At 68.2% G+C, this 21,603-nt stretch carries 19 protein-coding genes; 10 read left to right on the top strand and 9 right to left on the bottom strand.

Annotated elements, in window-relative coordinates; translation table 11 throughout:
* The first annotated feature begins 9 nt into the window (after positions 1-9).
* Positions 10-705 (top strand): molybdate ABC transporter permease subunit, encoded by a 696-nt coding sequence (gene modB, locus K3F48_RS14545; RefSeq protein ID WP_222576156.1) that lies wholly within the window; start codon positions 10-12, stop codon positions 703-705.
* Positions 702-1,808: a molybdenum ABC transporter ATP-binding protein gene (gene modC / locus K3F48_RS14550; protein WP_222576157.1), complete on the top strand. Its 1,107-nt coding sequence runs from the start codon at positions 702-704 to the stop codon at positions 1,806-1,808. The genes modB and modC overlap by 4 nt, the downstream gene beginning before the upstream one ends.
* A 98-nt stretch (positions 1,809-1,906) precedes the next feature.
* Here the strand turns inward: modC and purB are convergent, their stop codons facing one another.
* Complete coding sequence (gene purB / locus K3F48_RS14555) at positions 1,907-3,214, bottom strand: adenylosuccinate lyase (protein WP_222576158.1); 1,308 nt, start codon at positions 3,212-3,214, stop codon at positions 1,907-1,909.
* Between the two features lie 734 nt (positions 3,215-3,948).
* On the opposite strand from purB, the gene K3F48_RS14560 reads away from it, so the two are divergent.
* On the top strand, positions 3,949-4,968 hold the full coding sequence (locus tag K3F48_RS14560) for a hypothetical protein (RefSeq protein WP_222576159.1): 1,020 nt from the start codon (positions 3,949-3,951) through the stop codon (positions 4,966-4,968).
* Positions 4,969-5,082: 114 nt separating this feature from the next.
* Here the strand turns inward: K3F48_RS14560 and fabI are convergent, their stop codons facing one another.
* Positions 5,083-5,949 (bottom strand): enoyl-ACP reductase FabI, encoded by an 867-nt coding sequence (fabI, locus tag K3F48_RS14565; protein ID WP_222576160.1) that lies wholly within the window; start codon positions 5,947-5,949, stop codon positions 5,083-5,085.
* Positions 5,950-6,217: 268 nt separating this feature from the next.
* On the opposite strand from fabI, the gene K3F48_RS14570 reads away from it, so the two are divergent.
* Positions 6,218-6,706, top strand: coding sequence for a sigma factor-like helix-turn-helix DNA-binding protein (locus tag K3F48_RS14570; protein WP_222576161.1), 489 nt, complete (start codon positions 6,218-6,220; stop codon positions 6,704-6,706).
* Positions 6,707-6,708: 2 nt separating this feature from the next.
* A complete protein-coding gene (locus K3F48_RS14575) occupies positions 6,709-7,575 on the top strand; it encodes an anti-sigma factor (RefSeq protein WP_222576162.1) in 867 nt (288 codons plus the stop codon).
* 73 nt (positions 7,576-7,648) lie between these two features.
* Here the strand turns inward: K3F48_RS14575 and K3F48_RS14580 are convergent, their stop codons facing one another.
* The 3 genes from K3F48_RS14580 to K3F48_RS14590 all read right to left on the bottom strand — a co-directional run bounded on the left by K3F48_RS14580 (position 7,649) and on the right by K3F48_RS14590 (position 9,838).
* A complete protein-coding gene (locus K3F48_RS14580; RefSeq protein ID WP_222576163.1) occupies positions 7,649-8,098 on the bottom strand; it encodes a DUF2147 domain-containing protein in 450 nt (149 codons plus the stop codon).
* Positions 8,099-8,173: 75 nt separating this feature from the next.
* A complete protein-coding gene (locus tag K3F48_RS14585) occupies positions 8,174-8,602 on the bottom strand; it encodes a DUF1772 domain-containing protein (RefSeq protein WP_222576164.1) in 429 nt (142 codons plus the stop codon).
* Between the two features lie 168 nt (positions 8,603-8,770).
* Positions 8,771-9,838 (bottom strand): GSCFA domain-containing protein, encoded by a 1,068-nt coding sequence (locus tag K3F48_RS14590; protein WP_222576165.1) that lies wholly within the window; start codon positions 9,836-9,838, stop codon positions 8,771-8,773.
* Between the two features lie 150 nt (positions 9,839-9,988).
* On the opposite strand from K3F48_RS14590, the gene K3F48_RS14595 reads away from it, so the two are divergent.
* The gene (locus tag K3F48_RS14595) at positions 9,989-11,038 is read left to right on the top strand and encodes a WcbI family polysaccharide biosynthesis putative acetyltransferase (protein WP_222576166.1); all 1,050 of its coding nucleotides are present in this window, start codon (positions 9,989-9,991) and stop codon (positions 11,036-11,038) included.
* 9 nt (positions 11,039-11,047) lie between these two features.
* Here the strand turns inward: K3F48_RS14595 and K3F48_RS14600 are convergent, their stop codons facing one another.
* Together K3F48_RS14600 and K3F48_RS14605 are read right to left on the bottom strand one after the other, a co-directional pair.
* A complete protein-coding gene (locus tag K3F48_RS14600) occupies positions 11,048-12,403 on the bottom strand; it encodes an ATP-binding protein (protein WP_222576167.1) in 1,356 nt (451 codons plus the stop codon).
* The gene (locus tag K3F48_RS14605) at positions 12,400-13,062 is read right to left on the bottom strand and encodes a response regulator transcription factor (protein ID WP_222576168.1); all 663 of its coding nucleotides are present in this window, start codon (positions 13,060-13,062) and stop codon (positions 12,400-12,402) included. Before K3F48_RS14605 ends, K3F48_RS14600 begins: the two co-directional genes overlap by 4 nt.
* Positions 13,063-13,194: 132 nt before the next feature.
* On the opposite strand from K3F48_RS14605, the gene K3F48_RS14610 reads away from it, so the two are divergent.
* Genes K3F48_RS14610 through K3F48_RS14620 form a run of 3 tightly spaced genes read left to right on the top strand, consistent with a single transcriptional unit; the run spans position 13,195 to position 18,849 of the window.
* Positions 13,195-14,331, top strand: coding sequence for an efflux RND transporter periplasmic adaptor subunit (locus K3F48_RS14610; protein WP_222576169.1), 1,137 nt, complete (start codon positions 13,195-13,197; stop codon positions 14,329-14,331).
* 10 nt (positions 14,332-14,341) lie between these two features.
* Positions 14,342-17,482, top strand: a complete 3,141-nt coding sequence (locus tag K3F48_RS14615; RefSeq protein WP_222576170.1) for an efflux RND transporter permease subunit — start codon at positions 14,342-14,344, stop codon at positions 17,480-17,482.
* The gene (locus tag K3F48_RS14620; RefSeq protein WP_255609083.1) at positions 17,479-18,849 is read left to right on the top strand and encodes a TolC family protein; all 1,371 of its coding nucleotides are present in this window, start codon (positions 17,479-17,481) and stop codon (positions 18,847-18,849) included. Before K3F48_RS14615 ends, K3F48_RS14620 begins: the two co-directional genes overlap by 4 nt.
* Positions 18,850-18,897: 48 nt before the next feature.
* Here the strand turns inward: K3F48_RS14620 and K3F48_RS14625 are convergent, their stop codons facing one another.
* Entirely contained in the window at positions 18,898-20,013 is a 1,116-nt protein-coding gene (locus K3F48_RS14625) for a histidine phosphatase family protein (RefSeq protein ID WP_222576171.1), read from the bottom strand.
* 80 nt (positions 20,014-20,093) lie between these two features.
* Positions 20,094-20,933 (bottom strand): hypothetical protein, encoded by an 840-nt coding sequence (locus K3F48_RS14630; protein WP_222576172.1) that lies wholly within the window; start codon positions 20,931-20,933, stop codon positions 20,094-20,096.
* Positions 20,934-21,207: 274 nt separating this feature from the next.
* Here K3F48_RS14630 and K3F48_RS14635 point away from each other — a divergent pair, with 274 nt between their 5' ends.
* On the top strand, positions 21,208-21,537 hold the full coding sequence (locus K3F48_RS14635; protein ID WP_222576227.1) for a hypothetical protein: 330 nt from the start codon (positions 21,208-21,210) through the stop codon (positions 21,535-21,537).
* Positions 21,538-21,603: the final 66 nt, after the last annotated feature.

The following is a 21,603-nucleotide window of genomic DNA, read 5'->3' on the forward strand; positions in this document are numbered from 1 at the left end:
CTTACGCCTTTGTTCGATTTCTCCCCTCAGGAGCTGACGGCGATCGCCCTCAGCCTGAAGGTCGCGGGGACAGCCACCGTCATCTCCCTGCCCCTCGCCATTTTCGTCGCTTATGCGCTGGCGCGCTGGCGGTTTCCCGGCCATGCGGCGCTCAATGCGCTCATTCATCTGCCGCTGGTCATGCCGCCGGTGGTCACCGGCTTCGTGCTGCTGCTGCTGCTCGGCCGCAAGGCGCCGCTCGGACACTTCCTGGCCGAATATCTCGGCATCGTCTTCGCCTTCCGCTGGACCGGCGCGGCGCTCGCGGCGGCGGTGATGAGCTTGCCGCTGATGATCCGCCCGATTCGCCTCTCCTTCGAGAGCATCGACGAGCGGCTCGGCCAGGCCTCGCGCTCGCTCGGCGCCGATCCTTTATGGACCTTCTTCCTCGTCACCCTGCCGCTGGCGGCGCCCGGCGTCATCGTCGGCGCCATTCTCGGCTTCGCCAAGGCGCTGGGCGAGTTCGGCGCGACCATCACCTTCGTCTCCAACATCCCCGGCGAGACGCAGACCATTCCGGCCGCCATCTACAGCCTCACCCAGACGCCGGACGGCGACGCCGACGCGCTGCGCCTCGCCGCTGTTTCCGCCGTCATCGCCATTGCGGCGCTGATCGTCTCGGAAATGCTGCAGAAGCGCGCCGACGCCACGAGGGCCGGCAAATGATCGCGGTCGACGGCGTCCGCCTGCGCCGCGGCGATTTCGAGCTCTCCGCCTCCTTCGCCAGCAAGGCGCGCATTCTGGCGCTCTATGGGCCCTCCGGCTCCGGCAAGACGACGCTCGCCCATCTCGTCGCCGGCCTCGCCGCGCCGGACGAGGGCCACATCGCCGTCAACGGCGCCGCGCTCGTCGACACGGCTGCGCGCCTGTTCGTTGCGCCGGAGAAGCGCCGCATCAGCCTCGTGTTTCAGGACGCGCTGCTGTTTCCGCATCTCGATGTGAAAACCAATATCGTGTTCGGCCGTTTCTTCACCCCCGTCGCCGAGCGCCGCGTTCCCTTCGACGCGGTGGTCGAGACGCTCGGCGTCGCGCATCTGCTGCGCCGGCGGCCGGGCACGCTTTCGGGCGGCGAGCGCCAGCGCGTCGGCCTCGCCCGCGCGCTCCTATGCTCGCCGCGCCTGCTGGTGATGGACGAGCCGATGGCCTCGCTCGATTTCGACCGGCGCCAGGAGATCATGGCGCTGATCGAGCGGCTGCGCGACGAATTCGTCATTCCGATCCTGCTCGTCTCCCATGCCGCGGACGAGATTTTGCGGCTCGCCGACGAGGTGGTGGCGCTGGAGCGCGGCCGCATCGTCGCGCAGGGCCTGCCGTCGGAGACGATCGCTGCGGCGAGCCGGGCGGTCGAGGGCGGCCGCTTCTCGGTGGTGAGCGCGCTGAACGCGCGCGCGGGCGCGTTCGATCCGCGCTATGGCGTGACGCGGCTCGCGCATCCCTCCGGCGAGATCGTGATCGCCGCGCGCGTCGCCGACGGCGAGCGGCCCGTGAGGGCGCTGATCAAGGCCACCGACGTGGCGCTGGCGCGCCGCGCGCCCAGCGAGACCAGCATTCGCACCGTGCTCGAGGGCGTCATCCGCTCGATCGACGAGGACGAGGGGCCGCTCGCCTTCGTGCAGATCGGCCTGAAGAACGGCGACGTTCTCACCGCCTCGGTGACACGGCTCTCGGTCGCCGAGATGAATTTGACGATCGGCGGGCCGGTCTTCGCCCTGGTGAAATCGGTCGCGCTCGACGAGAGGGAACTGGGCGCCGGCATGTCGCGCGATTAGCGGCCTGCGCCCTCGATATTGATGGGCCTCGAGAGCGAGCCTGAGAGGCTCGCATTCTCGACGCCGTCGCTCCCTCTGCCGCGCGTCGCGGAGTCGTCTCAACTCTCGCCGAACACACGATCGAAGATCGTGTCGACATGCTTGAAGTGATAGGCGAGGTCGAACAATTCGTCGAGCTCGGCGGGGGAGAGCTTGGCGCTCACTTCCGCATCGGCGCCGAGCAGCGCGCGGAACTCGCCTTCGCCGCGCCACACCGGCATGGCGTTCCTCTGCACCAGGGCATAGGCGTCCTCGCGCGAGACGCCCTTTTGCGTCAGCGCCAGCAGCACGCGCTGCGAATGCACGAGGCCGCCGAGCCGGTCGAGATTCTTCTGCATGTTCTGCGGATAGATCATCAGCTGATCGACGACGCTGATCAAACGCGCGAGCGCGAAATCGAGCGTCACCGTGGCGTCCGGCCCGATATTGCGCTCGACCGAGGAATGCGAGATGTCGCGCTCGTGCCAGAGCGCGACATTCTCGAGCGCCGGCGTCACCATGCCGCGCACCAGACGCGCGAGGCCGGTGAGATTTTCGGTCAGCACCGGATTGCGCTTGTGCGGCATGGCGGAAGACCCCTTCTGCCCGGCGGAGAAATATTCCTCCGCCTCCAGCACCTCGGTGCGCTGCAAATGGCGAATTTCTGTCGCCAGCCGCTCGACCGAGGAGGCGACGACGCCGAGGGTCGCGAAGAAGGCCGCATGGCGGTCGCGCGGAATGACCTGCGTCGACACCGGCTCGACGACGAGTCCGAGCTGCTTGGCCACATGCTCCTCGACGCGCGGATCGACATTGGCGAAAGTGCCGACGGCGCCGGAGATGGCGCAGGTCGCGACCTCCTTGCGCGCCGTCACCAGCCGCTCGCGCGCGCGCGTGAATTCGGCATGGGCCTGCGCGAGCTTGAGGCCGAAGGTGGTCGGCTCGGCGTGAATGCCGTGCGAGCGGCCGATGGTCGGCGTGTATTTGTGCTCGAGCGCGCGGCGCTTAATCGCCGCGAGCAGGCTGTCGACATCGGCGATCAGGAGATCGGCGGCGCGAGCCAATTGCACGGCGAGGCAGGTGTCGAGCACGTCGGAGCTGGTCATGCCCTGATGCACGAAGCGCGCATCCGGGCCGATGAACTCGCCGAGATGGGTCAGGAAGGCGATGACGTCATGCTTCGTCACCCGCTCGATCTCCTCGATGCGCGCGACGTCGAAGGTGACGAAATCGGCCTTGTCCCAGATCGCCTTGGCGCTCTCCTTGGGGATGACGCCGATCTCGGCGAGCGCGTCGCAGGCATAGGCCTCGATCTCGAACCAGATGCGGAAGCGAGTCTGCGGCTCCCAGATCTTGGTCATTTCGGGCCGGGAATAGCGCGGGATCATGGGCGTCGGCATCCTGAAGGAGTGGAGTGCGGCTCGTTTAAGCCGTCCGGCCCGCCGAGTGAAGAGCAGCGGACGTGTTTTGCGCGGCGGCGGCGGCTCGCGGTCCGATCCGGCGCGGCGACGCTGGCGCCCGCGTTTTCGAAGGTCTCGAGCGGGGCTTTTTTCAGGGCGGACTACAGCCCCATCACCCTCGTCCTGAGGAGCCCGCAAAGCGGGCGTCTCGAAGGACGGAACGGAAGAAACCTATGATTTCGCCCCGCGGCCGTCCTTCGAGACGCCGCCTGCGGCGGCTCCTCAGGACGAGGGTTGGGGATTTTGTCCTTCACCCGATTGGTCCTGCGCGTTCGCCCGCATCCTGTTGCCCAGGGGCGGACGAAAGCCGTCGACGCCCAGGCCTGGCCGACGCGGCCGGAGGCGAGGCGGCCGCTATCCGACCGCCGCGTCATTTTCCGAAATCGCCTGTTTCGTCTGAGTTTTTTCCCTCGCGAATGCGACCGTGAGCTGAACTGATTGTTATCCGCTGCGCGGTTGGCTATACAAGATAATTGCGTCGCTTCGTTCTCGAGAGTCCGGTCCAAGACTTCGTCGACACGCTCTCGAAAGGACATCGGGATTCGGCGGCCGCTTTTCGGCGTCCAACTGGAGCGTTTGATCCGGAGCTGTTTCAGCGACTGATCCTTTACCGGAAAGAGGAGGTTATGATGAGAGGGTTTCATCTATTCCAGGACAAACAGATGCTGGGGGTCCTTCTATCGCCGCTTCTCCTTCTCTCGTCTGCAGCGCTCGCCGCGGAAGCCGCCGGGCCGAGCGCCGCTTCCGATTCCGCCTTGGGAACCAGCGCCGCGAAAGGCCTGTCTCCTTCCGTACGGCAGGCGATAGAGAGTTCGGCCGTCACGGCCGCGGTCACGGCGTCGCCGATCGCGACCTTTTCCAAGGCTCAATATGCTACGGCGGGGGTCGCTCTTCGCAACCGCCAGACTGGCGCCATTCAGATCAGCGGCGTCGTCGGGCCGGTCAAGCGCGCATATCTTTATTGGGCGTTCCTGTTCGGCTCCGCTCCGCCCGCGACGCAAGCCGTCGTTCTGGGGCCGCCCGGGGCGGCGCGCGCCTCGGCCACGGGATCTCTCATCGCGACCGGCGCCGACACATGCTGGAGAAGTAGCGGAATAGCCGTCTATCGCGCGGATGTGACGTCTTTGGTTTCCGGCAACGGCCTCTATTCCATCGCGCTGCCGCGCACGGCGTCCGCCACCAACAGCGGCGCGGACCCTTGGACATCTCTCACCCTTCCCGCCGCCGAAGGCGCCGCTCTCGTCGTGGTCGGCGCGGGGACGCGCAATGTCGCCGTCTTCGACAAAGGCATAGCGGGCGCGACCTTCTTCGGCTCGACCAGCTACACGCTGAACGTCCCGGGCGGCGTCAAGACGGCGCCGGTCCTGTGGGACAATATCGGCGCCGACGGCCAGACCGGCGTCAGCGTCGGCGGGCGCGGCTTCGGCGTCGCCAAGGAAAAAACCTACGTCAATGACGTGCAGATCGCCGGACCCGGCACGGACGTGACCGCCAATGGCGTGACCGGCAGCGATTGGGACGGCGGCGTCGGCTCGCCCTTGCCGCAGCTCTGGGACGTCACCGGCCGCACCCTGCCCGTCGCCGCGGCGCCGGTCGGCAAGCCGTCCCTCGCGGTCCGTTTCGTTTCGGTGGGCCAGACCTATGACTGCGCGACGCCGATCGCCAATGTGATCGCTTATTGAGGCGGCGCGGGCGGCTGTCGGCCGTCCCGCACCTCCCCCGCGTCGCTCATGGAGGGGGCAATCCACTCCAGCTTCAGCCGATCCTCGCGCGACCCCTTTGGGCGCGCGGACCCCTCACTTCTCCTGCGGCAGCAGGGCGAGAAGCTGCGCCATCTTCGGCGCGGCGCTCGGATTCATCATGCCGACGACATGATAGCCGGCGTCGACATGCAGCACCTCGCCGGTGACGCCGCGCGCCCAGGGCGACAGCAGATAGACCGCGGTCTCGCCGACCTCCTCGATGGTCACCACGCGGCGCAGCGGCGCGTTATATTCATTCCATCTCAGAATATAGCGGAAGTCGCCGATGCCGGAGGCCGCGAGCGTCTTGATCGGCCCGGCGGAAATGGCGTTGACGCGGATGTTCTTGACGCCGAGATCGGCGGCGAGATAGCGCACCGACGCCTCGAGCGCCGCCTTGGCGACGCCCATCACATTGTAATGCGGCATCCATTTCTCGGCGCCGTAATAAGTGAGGGTGAGCAGCGAGCCGCCGTCCGGCATCAGCTTCTCGGCGCGCTGCGCCAAAGCGGTGAAGGAGTAGCAGGAGATCAGCAGCGACTGCGTGAAATTCTCCGCCGTCGTGTCGACATAGCGGCCGTCGAGCTGGTCCTTGTCCGAAAAGGCGAGGCAATGGACGACGAAATCGAGCTTGCCCCACAGCCGTTCGACCTCGGCGAAGACCGCGTCGATCGTCGCGGGCTCGCTCACATCGCAGCGGCCGGCGACCACCGCGCCGAGCTCCTCGGCGAGCGGGCGCACGCGCTTCTCCAGCGCCTCGACCTGATAGGTCAGCGCGAGCTCGGCGCCCGCGTCGCGCGCCGCCCTGGCGATGCCCCAGGCGATCGAGCGATTATTGGCGACGCCGAGGATGAGTCCGCGCTTGCCGGCGAGAACGCCGCTGTTGAGAGTGCCCTTCGACGTCGGTTCTGGCTGCGACATATAGAATGTGTCCTGATGAGCTGCTCGACCGGCGGGCTCGCCGCCTTGTCGTCGAGCGCGCCGTTGAAAGGCTGCGCGAAATGCGCCGACGCGGGGAGCGCGTTGCGCGCATGGGCCGCGCGGGCCGCCCGTCCCAGCGGACAAAAAGACATAAATCGTAGGGCGCGGAGATAGTCAATCGCGGCGGAGTGGCATAATATCGGCGAAGGAAGCGAACCAGAGCCGAGCGAGAAAAGTCGCTAAGACCCCGCGCGCAATGGGCTGACCGATGGGCAAGCCAGAGGATTTCGCGGAGACGTTGGAAAGGCTGACGCCCGGGTTGCGGCGCTACGCGCGCGCGCTGCTCGCCGGCGCCAATAACGAGGTCGCCGACGAGCTGGCGCAGGCTGCGCTGCGGACGACGGCGGACGAGGCGCGCGCCGACGCCGCCGCGATCGATCCACGCGTCGATCTATATATCGCGCTGAGCAACGCCGCGCAGCGACGCTTGCGCGCGGCGCCGGCGCATCGGCCCTCCCTGCGCCAGCCCGCCATCATGCACCGCCTGGCCGATCTCGCCTTCGAGGAGCGGGAGATCCTGCTGCTGGTCGCGCTCGAGGGTTTTACTTACGAAGAGGTCGCGCGGATCACCCGCACAGATCGGCCGGTGGTCATGATGCGCCTGATGCGCGCGCGCTCGGCGCTCACCGCGCTCGACCGACGTCCGACGCCCGACGCCGGCCGACGTCCCGGACCGCATTTGCGTCTCGTGAAATAAACATGCGCGCCGATCCGGTCGACGAATCCGATCTTCACGCCTATGTCGACGGCGAGCTCGAGCCCGACGAGCGCCGGCGGATCGAGGATCATCTGCACAAGCATCAAGAGGATGCGGCGCTGGTCGAGGGCTGGCGCCGCCAGAATGCGGCCCTGCGCGCAGCCTTCGCGCACACCATCAAGGAGCCGCTGCCGCCCGCGCTGCGCAGCGTGACGAAGAGCGGTCTCTCCGGCAGCTTCGGCTCGGGCGTGAATTGGGCGCGCTTCAGCCCGAGCAAGGCGTCCTCGCTGCGCACGCTGCGGCGCCCGGACACGAGCCGGAAGATGCCGCGGCGGCCGATGATCGCGATGTCGCTGCTGACGCTCTCGATCGGCGCGCTCGTCGCCGGCGCGGCGCTGCTCGCCTTCACCAGTCCGGCGGCGCCGCCGGTCGAGCCCGCCGCCGCGCGCGGCCCGGCTTTCATCGAACGCGCCGAGATCGCTTATCGGACCTTCGCTTCGGACGAGCGGCCGGTGGAGCTCGGCGCCGACCGCGCCGCCGAACTGTCGCAATGGCTCGCCGACCGGGTTGGTTTCGGCGCGCTCCCGGATTTGACCGCCGCCGGCCTCGAGCTGCGCGGCGGCCGGCTGACGCCGGGCGCGCAGGGTCCCGCCGGCCTTTTGTTCTATCGCTCCGCTGCGGGCGCTCTCGTCGCCTTCTATTTCGAGCGCGCAATGGGCGAGCGCGCCTCCGGCCCGCCGCCGCGGGCCACGCCCGGGCTCGAGGCCGTGGAATGGCGCGCGGGCGGCCGCGCCTTCGCGCTGCTCGGCCCGCTGGACGCGGAAGCTCTGCGCGCCGCCGCCGAGATCGCCGAGCGCTCGTCACGCTGACAGGCCGGCTCGGGGTCCCGCGCCGTGGATCGAATCGATCCGCATTTTCTCGGAAGGGTCGTGGCGAGTCCGCTCACTGCGTCGGCGCGACGGCCATCGCATGGCGCGCCGGCGGTCCGGAGACGCGCGTCCAGGTCTCGTCGCTGCACAGCATTCCCCACAGGCACCCTTTCAACGTCAGCCGTGTCGCGCTGACGACGGTGATGAAGCCGTCATAGGTCTTGCCGTCGTCGACGTTGAACAGCGTGCCGGCCCATTCGTTCGGTCCGGTCTGCTTGGCGCCGCGCAGGATGACGGCGCCGATCGCGCTGCGATCCTCCGCATTCTGCGCCGAGACGACCTTGGCGCACAGCAGGCCGTCGCAATCATAGAAGCTGAACTGCACGCCGCCTTCCGGCCGCAGCCACACGCCATGCGGATCATTGGCCGCGGCGCTCGCCGCGGGCGCCGCGGAAAACAGGAGAGCGGCGATGGCGGCGCTCGCCGAGAGCGTCGAAAACTGCTGACCGAAAGAGCGTTGCATGGGGATGCTCCTGCTCGACTACGCTGGACGGAAGCGTCGACGAACATCATGTCGAATGTTCGGCCTTTCGGCGCCTCAGCCGATCGCAACGACGAACACGGCGGTCGCGAGCGCTCCGAGCGCGGTGAGGACGAACTCGAGTCGTCCCCATAGCTCGATCGTCTTGCGCGCCTCCGATCCCGCCTCGGCGGCGATCAGCGCCAATATGCGATTGTTGAGCGGCACGATGGCGAAAAACATGAATGGCCAGACCGCGATGATGGCCGCCGAGCCGACCAGCCAGCGGAAGTCGTCCAACGTCTTGTAAACGAAGAAGCCGCACAGGGCGGAGAGCAGCGCGAGCCCGGCGAGGATGACGAAGCCGCGGTGATCGCTGTCCTGCCATTCCGCGAGCAGAGCCTTGTCCTCGAGCCGCAGGCGCGCCGGCTGCTCGACGAAATTCACATAGAGGGAAGCGCCGGTGAATGCCGCCGCCGCGGCGAGCGCGAGTGAGCCGGTGACCATGAAAATCCTCCTCTTCCTCGCGAGAAGATATGGGAAGGGCCGGCGGCTCGCGCCAGATCGCTTTCCCCTGAGTTCGGCTGACGCAGGTCATTAATGGCGTGATTCAGCCGATTTGAGCGAGCCTTCAGGCTCGCCCTTTCACCCTGTCAAATCGGCTGAATCACGCCACTAGGTCGGATCGATCGCCTCTTCGTCGCAAATGATGCGGGAATGGCTCTCCGCCTCGGCTGCGACGTCGATCCTGATGATCCTTTCGGCCGCCTTGCGCATCGCGCGATCGGTGAAATGGTCGAAGAACATTCGCATCACGCGGTCGACTCCGTAAGGATCGATGCGACGCGTGTCCTCCGAATAGAACATGGGGACAGTCGCCGATAGCGTGGCGAGATCGAAGGACGGGAAATAGGCGATGTCCGGCCGCGCGCGCACCACCTCGTCGGCGGCCGCGCGCAGGATGGACTTCACCACGCTGTTCGATTGGACGACGTGTCGATCCTCATAGGTCGCGATGATGCCGACCGGCGACACGCTGAGAATGATGCGCGCGCGCGCATTCACTTCGCGGATGCGATCGGCTGCGGCGAGAAAGTCGCGCACCACCTCGCTCACCGTCATATTGTAGAATTCGAAAATGTCTGGATTCCATTCGCCGCCGGCGACGCCGGGAGCGAGCTGAAGGATCGCGCCGTCGCTTCTGTGGCGCCAGGTCTCGGTATGGCCGAAGGTGAAGACGAAGACGTCCATCGTCTCCAGCATATGGCGCACTGCGGCGAGATGGCGCTCGCGATCGGCGCGCATGTCCTCCAGCGTCGCGAAGCCGTCGGGCTCGATGCGCGGACGAAACGGATCGACGAAGCGGCCGTCCTCGGGACGGGTCCAGAAATCGAGCCGGGGGACGAAGCGTCCATAGGCGCGATCGATCAGCTGGCGCAGCTGCGCCGTCGTGTAGATATTGCCGTAGCGGCAGGAATACATCGAATAGTTGCGGCGCAGCGCTTCCTCGGCCGATGCGCCGGCCGGCGGCTGCTCGGCGAGATAATAGCGATAGCCGCTCTCCTGCAATCCATGCGCGATCTCTTGCGCGAAGCAGCTGCCGGCGGTCGCCACCTTGTCCTGCTTCGTCACGACGAAGGGCGGCGGGTGGACGATGAGATCGATGGCGAAGGGCGGCACGGATGCGACCGCCTTGCGCCAGAAGCGGTGGTCGGGTAGGAAGCCGTAGGGATTGTCCGCCATCGTCGCCGCGTTTCTCCTTCTGGTCGGGCCGAGAGTTCTGCGATCGCCCTGTCGAGCGCCGCAGCGCCCGAAAATAAGCGGCGGCCGAACGCTTGTCATCCATGAGAAAAAGACGCGCGTCGCCGGCGCTGCTTTGGCCTGTGGACCCGAATGCTGTCTCAGCTCGACAAAGAAATCCTGCGATCCTGGAGCCGTCACGCCATCGCGCCGCGCATCGCGCGCATCGCCGGCCGTCCCGCGGGCGACGACGGACCACGCATCGCGGTCGTCGGAAACTGCCAGAGCTTCGGCGTCGCCTATGGCATGAAGCTGCTCGAGCCCGGCGCGACGATCGATCGCTTCACCGTGATCGGCCAGTCACGCGCGAGCCTCGCGCTGTTGGCGAGGACGCTCGAGGCCTATGATTATGTCTTCGCCCATGAGTTCGTCTCCGGCTCCTTGCGCGGGGGCGGGACGGAGGAATTCGTCCGGCTGACGCCGAACGCGATCTTGTTTCCGCCGATCTCTTTTGCTGCCTTCCATCCCGATCTCGTCTTCGTTCGAGATCCCATGCGGCCGCACGGCTATGTCGACAGCCCGCTCGGTCCCTATCAGTCGGCGCTCTGCCTGTTCGCTTACCTGAAGGGCCTGTCGCTCGACCTGGCGAATGCGCTGTTCAACGAGAATGTGTTCGAGGCGGTCGGCTATCTCGACATGTGGGGAGAGGCCTCGCGCGAGCTCGTGGAGACGGCGCGCGGCAAGTTCGGCCTCGACTTCTCCGCGGAGCTGATGAGCTGGTCGCGGCGCGGCGTGTTCATGTACAGCTCGGTGCATCCGATGGGCTTCGTGATGTGCGACGTCGCCAAGAAGCTGCTCGAGGCCGCGGGCTTCGCGCCGCGCGCGACGAACGCGCATTACTATGACATCGACGATCTCGCGCGCGGCGACATTTTTCCCGTCTATCCGCCGATCGCGAAGCGATATGGCGCGCAGGGGAGCTATCTGTTCAAGCGCGAGAACCATCATATCTCGCGCGGCGTCGGCGAGCTGCTGACGCTGCCGCAGTTCCTCGCGCGGAGCTATGAGTCGTTTTGCCGGCGCGACAAGGCGAAGCTCCATAATCCGCGCGTCGACGGCTGGCTCGCGGACGAGGCGTCGAGCCGCATATTGGTCGAGCTCGCGCGCGAAAATCTGGCGGCGGGGCTGACGCCGACGCTGTGAGCGGCGAGGCTACCGATCGTCCGCCGCCGCGCGCGCGAGATAGGCCTCCACGCGCAGACCGCCGAGGTCCGAGCGCGAGAAGCGCATGGCGCCGCCATAAGCGTCGAGCACGTCCTGCACGATGGCGAGGCCGAGGCCGGCGCCGCCGCCGCCGCTCTCGTCGAGCCTTCCGCCGCGCTCGCGGATCAGCGCTTCGCTCTCCGCCGCGAGTCCGGGACCGTCGTCCTCGACCACGAAGAGGCCGCCCGTCGCCGAAACGCGCACGCGGCTCGCCGCATGGCGCGCGGCGTTCTCCATCAGATTGCCGAGCACCTCCATCAGATCGACGCGCTCGACGACGACGCGCTCGCTCGGCGCGACGCGCAGATCGAAGGCGACCTCGGCCCCGGCGCTCGCCAGCGTGCGCGCGAGAGCGTCGACCACTTCGCCGACCGACGTCGGCTCGATCGCACGCGCATGGCGGATGCGCGCCCGCGCGAGCTCGCGCTCCACATGGCGGCGCATCGCGTCGCCGATGCGCTCGAGCGATTGCGCGATATCGATTTCGCCGCGCGCGCGCAGGAGCCGCGCATCAGCGGCGAGCGCGGTCAGCGGCGTCTTCAGCCCATGGGCGAGGTCGGAGGCGCGATTGCGCGCGCGCGCGATCTCCTTCTCGCGCTCGTTCAGGAGGCCGTTGACCTCGTCGACGAGCGCCTGCACCTCGCGCGGGCCCTCGTGGCCGAGGCGGCGGCGCGCGCCGCGGGCGATCTCGCCGACCTCCTGGCCGAGCCGCGCCAGCGGCGCGAGGCCGAGCCCGACCTGCACCCACATGGCGAAGGCGAGGCCGAGGGCCAGCAGCACAAGCGTCGCCACGAGCTCGGTCGCGAAAGCGTCGCGCGCCCGCTCGACCGCGACGAGATCGAGCGCGGCGAGCACGCGCACCTCGAGCGGCGCGGCCGGATCGCCGATGGAAACGCAGCGCAGGCCGCCGCGCAGCGGCTTTCCGGCGGGACCGAACATGCGATAGTAGCGGATGTCGTCTTCCGACCCGCACTCGGCGGGAAATTCGAGGCTGCGGTGGCCGAGCGAGGGCGAACGCTCGCTCTCCCCCTCCGCCTCGGTCGCGACCTGCCAATAGAAGCCCGAATGCAGCCGCTCGAAGCGCGGATCGGGGGCGCTGCGAATGACGCGCAGCCTTCCCTTGGAGGCGTCGACGGTCAGCTCGGAGACGATCTTGCGGACATAGGTCTCGATATCGTCGTCCATCGTGCGTTCGAGGTGATGCTCGAACAGCAAGACGAGGCCGAGGCCGGCGAGGGCGAGGGCCAGCGTGACGGCCAGGGCGCCGGCCAGGAACAGCCGCAGCCGCAGCGAGCGCGTTCTCACGGCTCGAGATCCGGGGCGAGATAGCCGAAGCCGCGCCGCGTCTCGATGAAGCCGGCGCCGATCTTCTTGCGCACGCGGCCGATCAGCACCTCGATCGCATTGGATTGCTGCTGGTCGTGGCCGTAGATGTGCTCGGCGAGCTCCGTCTGCGCCACGACGCGCCCGCGCCGGTGCATGAGATAGGCGATGAGGCGATATTCGATCGCCGTCACCTCGATCGGAGCCCCGCCGACCTTGATCGTCATGCTGCGCTCGTCGAGCGAGAGCAGCCCGTTGCGCGTCACCGAGGAGGCGCGGCCGGCGGAGCGGCGGATCACCGAGCGCAGCCGCGCCAGCAGCTCCTCCATGCGGAAGGGCTTGGGCAGATAATCGTCCGCTCCGGCGTCGATGCCCTCGACGCGCTCGCTCCACGAGCCGCGCGCGCTCAGCGCCAGCACCGGCGTCGTGCGGCCCTGCTCGCGCCAACGCTCCAGCACGGTCAATCCGTCGAGCGCCGGCAGGCCGAGGTCGAGCACGACGGCGGCGAAATCCTCGGTGTCGCCGAGGAACCAGGCGTCCTCGCCATTGCCCACCACGTCGACGACATAGCCCGCCTCGACCAGCGCGCGCGAAATATCGGCGGCGATGCGTTCGTCGTCTTCGACCAGTAGGATTCGCATTGGCCCGTCCAGGTGCTACAATCGCTGTGCTACAATCGCTGGGTCAAGCGTCGAGCTCGAGTTTGTCAGCCGCCTGTCAGCTTCGATAGGCCAAATTCGCCCGAGACGCAAAGGCACCGCCCCACTCCCCGCATGAAAAATCCACTTCTTCAAAAACTTGCGCGCACAGCGCGGATCGGCGCCGCCGTTGCCGCGGTCGTCGGCGCGACGCTCGCCCGCGCCGCGGAGGATGTCGCGATCCAGCTCTCCGAGCAGGCGATCGAAGCAGCGGGGATCGAGACGAAGCCGATCGAGAAATCCGCGGGAAGCGACGAGCTCGTCGTGCCCGGGACGGTGAGCGTGCCGCCGCAGCAGACGCGCATGGTCGCCTCGCCGGCGGCGGGCCTGGTCGAGACGCTGCTCGTTTCCCCCGACGAGGAGGTGAAGGAAGGCGATCCGATCGCCACGCTGAAATCCTCCGAGCTCATCGAATCGCAGCGGGCTTTTCTGCAGGCTTCAGCCGACGCGGCGCTGGCGACCGAGAAGCTGAGGCGCGACGAGCAGCTCTACAAGGAGCGGATCATCGCCGAGCGGCGGCTGCTGGTGACCCGCGCCGAGGCGGCGCAGGCGCGCTCGGTTCTCGACGAGCGCGCTCAGCTGCTCGCGCTCGACGGCATGAGCGAGCAGGCGATCGAGACCTTGCGCAAAGACCGCAAGCTCGGCTCGGCGCTCACCGTGCGCGCTCCGACCTCCGGCGTCATCCTCGCCCGCCACGCCACGGTCGGCGACCGCATCCAGGCGTCGGCGCCGCTCGTCACCATCGCGCGGCTCGACCCGGTCTGGGTCAATCTGCAGATTCCGATCGGCCGCTCGGTCGGGCTCGATCGCGCCGACCGCGTCGTGCTTCCGAGCCTCGGGGCCGAGGGCAGGCTGATCCGCATCGGCCGCACCGCCGATCCGGCGACTCAATCGGTCACCGCCGTGGCGGAGTTTCACCCGGGCAAGAGCCCCATCCGGCCGGGCCAGGCGGTGCAAGCCATTCTGCGGCTGCGCGGCGCCGGCGGCGCGCAATGGCGCGTGCCGGCCGACGCCGTCGTCCACCATCGGGAGCTCGACTGGATTTTCGTGCGCACGGCCGAGGGCTTCCGCGCCGTTCCGGTCAAGCTGCTGTCGGAGACCCCGCAGACCGCTTCCGTGCAGGCGCCGCTCGCCGCATCGGATCGCGTGGCGACGCGCGGCATGTTGACCCTTTTGGCCGAGCTCGCAGCCCGGGACGCGAGCGCCAAGTAAGCGAAGGACCATGCTCGATCAACTCATCCGCACGGCGCTCGGTCAAAGGCTCCTCGTTTTCCTCGGGGCGCTGGCGCTCGCCGTCTGGGGCGCGCACGCCTATTCCAAGCTGCCGATCGACGCCTTCCCCGATGTCGCGCCGGTGCAGGTGCTGGTTTCCATGCGCGCGCCGGGCCTGACGCCCGAGGAGCTGGAGAATCGCGTCACCGCGCCGATCGAGATCGCCGTGCGCGGCGTGCCCAATCTCGTGCGCATGCGCTCGATGACGCGCTATTCGGTCGCGCTGCTGACCTTCGAGTTCACCGAGGGGACCGATATTTTCTGGGCGCGCGCCCAGGTCAACGAGCGCCTCGCCTCGGTCGCCGACCAGCTTCCCGAGGGGGCTTCCGGCGGCCTCGCGCCCATTGTGACGCCGCTCGCCGAAATGTTGATGTTCACCGTCGTCGGCGGCGGACTCTCGCCCACCGAGCAGCGCAGCCTCGTCGACTGGACCATCCGCCCGGCGCTGCGCAGCCTCGTGGGCGTCGCCGACGTCAATGTGCTCGGCGGCTTCGTGCGCACCTTCGAGGTGGCGCCTTCGCCGCCGGCCATGGCGGCGCGCGGCATCACCGTGGCCATGCTCAAGGACGCGCTCGCCGAGAACAACCGCAACGACGGCGCCGGCCGCGTGCGCGACGGCGAGGAGGCGCTGCTGGTGCGCGCCGAAGGCCGCCTGCGCACGCTCGACGACATCCGCTCGGTGGTGGTCGCCGCCAAGCCGACCGGCGTCGTGCGCATCGGCGATGTGGCCGAAGTGCGCAATGGCTCGCTCGCGCGCAACGGCGTGTCGACCCGCAATGGCGAGGCCGAAGCGGTCTGGGCGCTGGTCCTCGGCCTGCGCGGCGCCGACGCCAGCACGGTCGTCTCGGGAGTCAAGGCGCGCCTCGAGGAGCTGAAGCCGAGCCTGCCGCCCGGCGCGCATATCGATATCTTCTATGACCGCAGCGAGCTGATCGGCAAGGCCGTGTGGACGGTGCAGAAGGTGCTGCTCGAGGCGATCGTCCTCGTCGTCATCCTGCTGTTCCTCTTCCTCGGCAATCTGCGCGCCGCGGTCGTCGTCTCCTTGATGCTGCCGCTGGCCGCGCTCGCCACTTTCGCGATCATGCGCCAATGGGGGCTCTCGGCCAATATCATGTCGCTCGGCGGCCTCGCCATCGCCATCGGCATATTGGTCGATTGCGCGGTGGTCGTCGTCGAGAATGTCGAGCATCGGCTGACCTCGGTGCGCGAGGCCGATATCGGCGAGCGCATCCGCCTCACCTATGAATCGGCGCGCGAGGTGGCGACGCCGCTGATCTCGGGCGCGGTGATCATCATCACCGTGTTTCTGCCGCTGCTCTCGCTCGAGGGGCTCGAGGGCCGCCTGTTCGCGCCGGTGGCGCTCACCATCGCCTTTGCGCTGGCCTCGGCGCTGTTCCTGTCCTTGACCGTGGTGCCGGCGCTGAGCGCGACGCTGCTGCGCGCCGGCGAGACCGACGAGCCGCCGCTCGTGCGCCGGCTGTCGAACTTTTACAATCCGCTGCTCGAGCGCGCGCTGCGCCGTCCGCTGATCGTCGGCGGCATCGTGACCGCCGGCCTCGCGCTGGCGCTGCTCGCCTCCAATCACATCGGCCAGACCTTCATGCCGGTGATGGACGAAGGCACGCCGGTCATCACTGTGCGCAAGCATCCGACCATCAGCGTCGACGTCGCCGCCGAGACCGACATGCGCATCGAGCGCGCGCTGATGGCGCGCGTGCCGGAGGTGAAGGGCGTGATGGGCCGCGCCGGCGCCGACGAGCTCGGCATCGATCCGGTCGGCCTCAACGAGACCGACATGTTCCTGACGCTCGCTCCGCAGAAGGAATGGCGCGGCAAGGGAACCGAATGGCTGCTCGGCGAGCTGCGTCAGGTGCTCGAATCCTTCCCCGGCATTTCCTACTCCTTCTCGCAGCCGATCGACATGCGCGTGCAGGAGATGATCATCGGCGCGCGCGGCGATGTGGTGGTGAAAGTGTTCGGCGACGACCTCGACGAGCTGAACCGGCTCGCGCGCGAGGTGGCGGCGACGCTGAAGAAAATCCCCGGCTCCGAGGACGTGTTCGCGCTCAAGAACGACGGCATGCGTTATCTGAGCGCCAAGATCGATCGCCTCGCCGCCGGGCGCTTCGGGCTCAACGCCAGCGAGATCCAGGACGGCCTGCGCGTCTGGGTCGACGGGCGCCAGGTGGGCCTCGTGCTCGAGGGGCCGATCCGCACGCCGCTCATGCTGCGCGGCGATGCGGTGTCGCGCCGATCCCCGGTAGACTTCGCGCGCCTGCCGGTCGTCTCCCCGGAGGGCAAGGTGGTCGAACTGTCGCAGCTCGCCGACATTCACATCGAGAATGGCCCTATTCAAGTGATCCGCGAGGAGGGGCGGCGGTTCGCCACCGTGCTCGCCAATGTCACGGGTCGCGATCTCGTCGGCTTCGTCGACGAGGCCAAGGCCGCCGTCGCCAGGGACATCAAGGCGCCGGTCGGCTATCAATTCGTCTGGGGCGGACAGTTCGAGAATCAACAGCGCGCCTCGGCGCGTCTCGCCATCGTCGTGCCGCTGGCGCTCGCGCTGATCTTCCTGCTCCTTTATCTGACCTTCAACTCGCTCGCCCAGGCGGCGCTCGTCTTCTGCAACGTGCCCTTCGCCGCGATCGGCGGCGTCATCGGCCTGTGGCTCTCGGGCGAGTTCCTGTCGGTGCCCGCCTCGGTCGGCTTCATCGCGCTGATCGGCATCGCCGTGCTCAATGGCGTGGTGCTGATCTCCTACATCAACAAGCTCGTCGCCGAGGGCCGGCCGGTGCACGAGGCGGTGCGCGAGGGGGCGAAGCGGCGCATGCGTCCGGTGGTTCTGACGGCGACCATCGCCGCTTTCGGCCTCATGCCCTTCCTCTTCGCCAGCGGACCGGGCGCCGAAATCCAGCGGCCGCTCGCCATCGTCGTGATCGGCGGGCTGATCACCGCGACCGCGCTCACGCTCGTGCTGCTGCCGATCCTCTACGATCGCTTCCGCCTGCCGCGTCGCGCGAGCGTGAGCCCGCCGAGCGAGACGGTTCAGCCCGATTCGCTTCTGGCGAAATGGCGGATCGCCCGCCGATGACCCTCCTGTCGACGTGCGAGCAGAGTGTGACGCGCATCCTCGTTCTGTGTCTCGCCGGCCTTCTCGCCGGCGGCGCTTCGGCCGCCGAGCGCGAGCCGGCCGCGACCCCGGCAAAGCCGACGGCGTCGGCCGTGGCGAAGCCCAAGGTAGTCGGAATGCCATCGCCGCCGCGAAAGCGCGCGGCGAAGCCCAGGGCCGTCGCCCCGCGCAGCCATCTCATCGCCGGCCATCTCGAAATGGCGGTGGCGATCGACGCTCAGAGCGCGTCGCTGGAAGCCCAGCGGCGCGCGGTCGCCTCGCGCTATGCGACCTCCAATTCGATCACGCCTGGCTCGCCCTATTTCGCCGGCGCGCGGCAGGACCGCCTGTCCGGCAATGTGAAGGGCTATCGCGAGACGGAGCTCGAGGTCGGAATGCCGCTGTGGCTTCCCGGCCAGCGCGACGCCTTCGAGAACAATGTGACCGCGGGCGTGCTGGAGCTCGAGGAGCGCCTCGCCCTGCGCCGCCTGGACGTGGCGGCTCTGGTGCGCGACGCCTGGTGGCGGGCGCAGCGGGCGGTCAGGGACGCGGCGATCGCGCGCGACCGCCTCGCGACGGCGCGCGATATCGGCCGCGACATGACGCGGCGCGTGGAGCTCGGCGAGAGCTCCTCTCAGGACGAGCTGCTCGCCCGCAATGAGACGCTCGCCGCCGAAACCGAAGTCACGCAAATGAACGCCGCCGCCGAGGCGGCGCGCGCCTCCTATCGCGTGCTGACTGGCGGGGCCTTTCCGGACGGGACGCTGGAGCCGATCTTGCCGCCGCGTCCGATCGAGGACCATCCCGCGCTGCGCGCGCCGATTGCGACGCTCGCCAGAGCGGAGACGAATCTGCGTCTCGTGGACGCCTCCTTCATCGAAAATCCCGATCTCGGCGTCTTCGGCCGCAATGAGCAGGGCACCGAGCCGGTCGTGACCGGCGACGTGCCGGTGAGGTCCAACAACAACACCATCGGCGTGCGCTTCCGGCTTCCGCTGCCGACGCCCGGCCGCAACGAGCCGCGCATAGCGGCGGCGCGGGCGGAGATGGACAGCGCGCGCGCCGAGCTCGATCGGGCGCAGCGGCTGGTCGCGGCGGAGATCGCGGCGGCGCGCGCCGCTCTCGTCGCCGCGCGCCGCGCCGACGGCCTCGCCGCCGAGCGGCTCAGAGTGGCGACGGATCAGTTCGAGCTGGCGCGCAAGGCGTTCAGGCTCGGCGAAATCAACGCGTTCGATCTCTATCGCGTGCGCCAGCTCCAGCTCGACGCGCAGCGCGCCCGCGCCGACGCCGCCGTCGATCTCGGCGTCGCGCAATCGCGGCTCAATCAGGCATGGGGCTATGCGCCGTGACGCGACGTCGGCGGAGCGAGTCAGGCGCGCCGTGCGAGCGCGTCCCGTTCAGGCTCGCCTTTGCCGGAGCGCCGCGCAGCGCTCCAGCAGCCAGTCCAGCGCCTCCGGGAAGACGAGCTCCTCGGAGGCGGCGATCTCCGCCGCGCTCCACCATTTCCAGCCGAGCACATCGCGCCGCTCGATATCGGTGAAATTGCGCGGATCGAGCGTGAAATCGCCGACCCGGACGGCGTAGAAGCGCTCGCTGGCCAGCAGCCATTCCTCGCCGAGCTGCATGGGAAATTGGCGGGCGGCGACGATCGGTCCGAGCTCGACGCCTTCGAGCCCCGTCTCCTCGAACAGTTCACGACGCGCAGCGGCGTCGAATGTTTCGTTCCCCTCGAGCGCGCCGCCGACCGCGCCCCAGAAATGCGCATGTCCGCGCGCGATCAAATGCGGCGCGAGACGCGAAGAGTAGCGCAGCAGCAGCGCCTCGTTCGCCTCGTTGAGCAGCAGCACGCGCGCCGCCTCGCGCCGGCGCAGCTTGCGGCCGTCGTAGGGAAGCGCGATGGGAGGGCGGCTGCGCTCCTCGGGCCAGCGCGTCAGCCGCCAGACGCCTTTCTCATAAGTGAACCAGCTCGGCGCCGCGTTGAGCACCGGCGTCTCGCGCTTGGCCGAGAGGCCGAGGCCGATGGCGATGCGATAGGCGATGTCGAGAACGCCGGCATGGGCGATGACCAGAACCGTCTCGCCCGCATGGCGCTCGGCGATCGCGTCGAGCTCGGCGCGCACGCGCGCGGCGAATTGCACATGGCTCTCGCCGCCGCCGAGAATGGTGAAATGCGGGCGGCGCCGGCGATGCATCGCATATTGGCGGGGATAGAGCTGCTCGACCTCGTCGGAGACGAGCCCTTGCCATTCGCCGTCATGCTTCTCGCGCAGAGCGGCGCTGGTCGTGATCGGCAGTCCGAGGCGAGACGCGACCGGCGTCGCCGTCTGCAGCGCGCGTTTCAGATCGCTGCTGTAGATGCGGTCGAAGCGCTCGGTCGCGAGCTCGCGCGCCAGAGCCTCCGCCTGAGCAAAGCCTTTGACGTTGAGCGGAATGTTCAGCTGGCCCTGGACGCGCCTCTCGAGATTCCAATTGGTCTCGCCGTGGCGCGCCAGACAAATGCGCGTCAGCGCCATGAAATCGCTCCGGGGGACGCCCTCCGTCTAACGACCTGAGGGCCGATAGTCCAGCACGGAAGGGGGCGCGCGGCCGGCAATCAGCCCGGATAGCCGCCGTCTTCGTTCAGCGCGTCCCAGGAGAAGGGAGTCCAGCCTTCCGCCTGCATCTCGATAGCGAAGGCGACGCCGCGTGCGATCAGCCGATTGCGGGGCGTCATGCCGGCGACCTGCGCGGCGGTGGAAACGGCGATGTCGGCGAGCGGCGTGCCGGCGGCGACGGCGCGCCCGTGCTTGATGACGCCACGAATGCGCCCCGCCTGCGGCGCGAGAGCAGGAACGCCGTCGATCGCGCCGAAGGCCTCGCCGGCCTCGACGATATTGCCGATGTCCTTGATCATCGAAAAAATCCCGGAGACCGGCGCGCGCGCCGGCTCGCTCTCGCCCGGCTCGGGGACGGGCGCGGGCCCCGCGCCTTCGCCCGGCCGACGGATCGCGCCGGGATCCTTGCCAAAGGCGTCGACGACGAGGTCACAGCTCTCGCCGGCGATGGAGTCCGGCGAGAGGCCGATCGTCAGGCCGGCCAGATTGCGCACCCCGAAGGGCTCCCGGCGCGGCGCCATTTCGGCGTCGACGACGACCTCCCACGGCCAGCGCTCGAGGATCTGCTGCAGCGGATGAGTGAGCACGGGGATGAACATGCGGCTGCGCAGGCCGAGCATGAATTCGGCGACGAGATCGGCCCGCCGCGCCTCGACGCCCTCGAGCACGCTCGAGCCGTCGAACCAGGCGTCGGAGAAGGTCATCTTGCGGCGCAGGTCCGGCGGCGGCGCGGCCTGGTGCATGGCGACGATATGGTCGGCGAGAAACAATTCGCGCGCGATCGCCGAGGCGGTTTCGCCGATCCCGAGGATCAGCACGCAGGAGTGTCGGTCGGACATGGCTCGAACCGTCGTCTGTTGCAGTCTCGCGACGACAAGCAAGAATCCGGCCTCGCTGAGCCGTTCCCTGTTCTGCGACGCATGAATGTCGCAAAATTTGGCGCCAGTGACCATTTGCCGCAGAAAAGCAGGCCTTCTTTGGAATGCTTGCAGTATATTAGTTTATACGGCTCATATATAAAAGCGCGTTCGGAGCCGTCACGCCGAGGCAACCGGCGACGGAAGCGACGACAATATGGAGAGCGCCGCGGCTGCGGCGAAGATGGAGGTTCCTGTGCAAGCGAATGTTTCTTCGACGGAAACGACCGAGGTCGGCAATGTGGCCCCCGTCGGCGTCGCAGCGCCCGTGGCCGAGACGGCTCCTGGTCCCGAGGCCGGCGTCGCCTCCGAGGTCGCCGACGGCTTCATTCTCCATGTGCGTTTCCGTCCCGATGCGACCATTTGGATGATCGACGAGTGCCCCTCCCATTTCACGCCGCAGGAATGGTATAACTTCCTCTGCAGCCGCATTCCCGATCGCTATTCGCCGCGCATGGGCGGCCGCGGCGACTTCCGCGTCAGCCGCGCGCAGCTCGAGGCGTTGAAGGTCCGCAATCCGAGCTGATCTTACGAATTCGGACAAATCACGGACGCCGCAATGCGGCGTCCGGCCGCAGCTTCAGGCTCGCTC

The sequence above is a fragment of the Methylosinus sp. Sm6 genome (assembly GCF_019802345.1).
Lineage (GTDB): Bacteria > Pseudomonadota > Alphaproteobacteria > Rhizobiales > Beijerinckiaceae > Methylosinus.

Coding starts and splice junctions, on each gene's coding strand:
- K3F48_RS14620 (WP_255609083.1), top strand. CDS start 17,479: ATGACCCTCCTGTCGACGTGCGAGCAGAGTGTGACGCGCATCCTCGTT.
- fabI (WP_222576160.1), bottom strand. CDS start 5,949: ATGTCGCAGCCAGAACCGACGTCGAAGGGCACTCTCAACAGCGGCGTT.
- K3F48_RS14560 (WP_222576159.1), top strand. CDS start 3,949: ATGCTGGGGGTCCTTCTATCGCCGCTTCTCCTTCTCTCGTCTGCAGCG.
- K3F48_RS14630 (WP_222576172.1), bottom strand. CDS start 20,933: ATGTCCGACCGACACTCCTGCGTGCTGATCCTCGGGATCGGCGAAACC.
- K3F48_RS14570 (WP_222576161.1), top strand. CDS start 6,218: ATGGGCAAGCCAGAGGATTTCGCGGAGACGTTGGAAAGGCTGACGCCC.
- K3F48_RS14625 (WP_222576171.1), bottom strand. CDS start 20,013: ATGGCGCTGACGCGCATTTGTCTGGCGCGCCACGGCGAGACCAATTGG.
- K3F48_RS14605 (WP_222576168.1), bottom strand. CDS start 13,062: ATGCGAATCCTACTGGTCGAAGACGACGAACGCATCGCCGCCGATATT.
- K3F48_RS14610 (WP_222576169.1), top strand. CDS start 13,195: ATGAAAAATCCACTTCTTCAAAAACTTGCGCGCACAGCGCGGATCGGC.
- modC (WP_222576157.1), top strand. CDS start 702: ATGATCGCGGTCGACGGCGTCCGCCTGCGCCGCGGCGATTTCGAGCTC.
- K3F48_RS14615 (WP_222576170.1), top strand. CDS start 14,342: ATGCTCGATCAACTCATCCGCACGGCGCTCGGTCAAAGGCTCCTCGTT.
- K3F48_RS14580 (WP_222576163.1), bottom strand. CDS start 8,098: ATGCAACGCTCTTTCGGTCAGCAGTTTTCGACGCTCTCGGCGAGCGCC.
- K3F48_RS14575 (WP_222576162.1), top strand. CDS start 6,709: ATGCGCGCCGATCCGGTCGACGAATCCGATCTTCACGCCTATGTCGAC.
- purB (WP_222576158.1), bottom strand. CDS start 3,214: ATGATCCCGCGCTATTCCCGGCCCGAAATGACCAAGATCTGGGAGCCG.
- K3F48_RS14595 (WP_222576166.1), top strand. CDS start 9,989: ATGCTGTCTCAGCTCGACAAAGAAATCCTGCGATCCTGGAGCCGTCAC.
- K3F48_RS14585 (WP_222576164.1), bottom strand. CDS start 8,602: ATGGTCACCGGCTCACTCGCGCTCGCCGCGGCGGCGGCATTCACCGGC.
- K3F48_RS14590 (WP_222576165.1), bottom strand. CDS start 9,838: ATGGCGGACAATCCCTACGGCTTCCTACCCGACCACCGCTTCTGGCGC.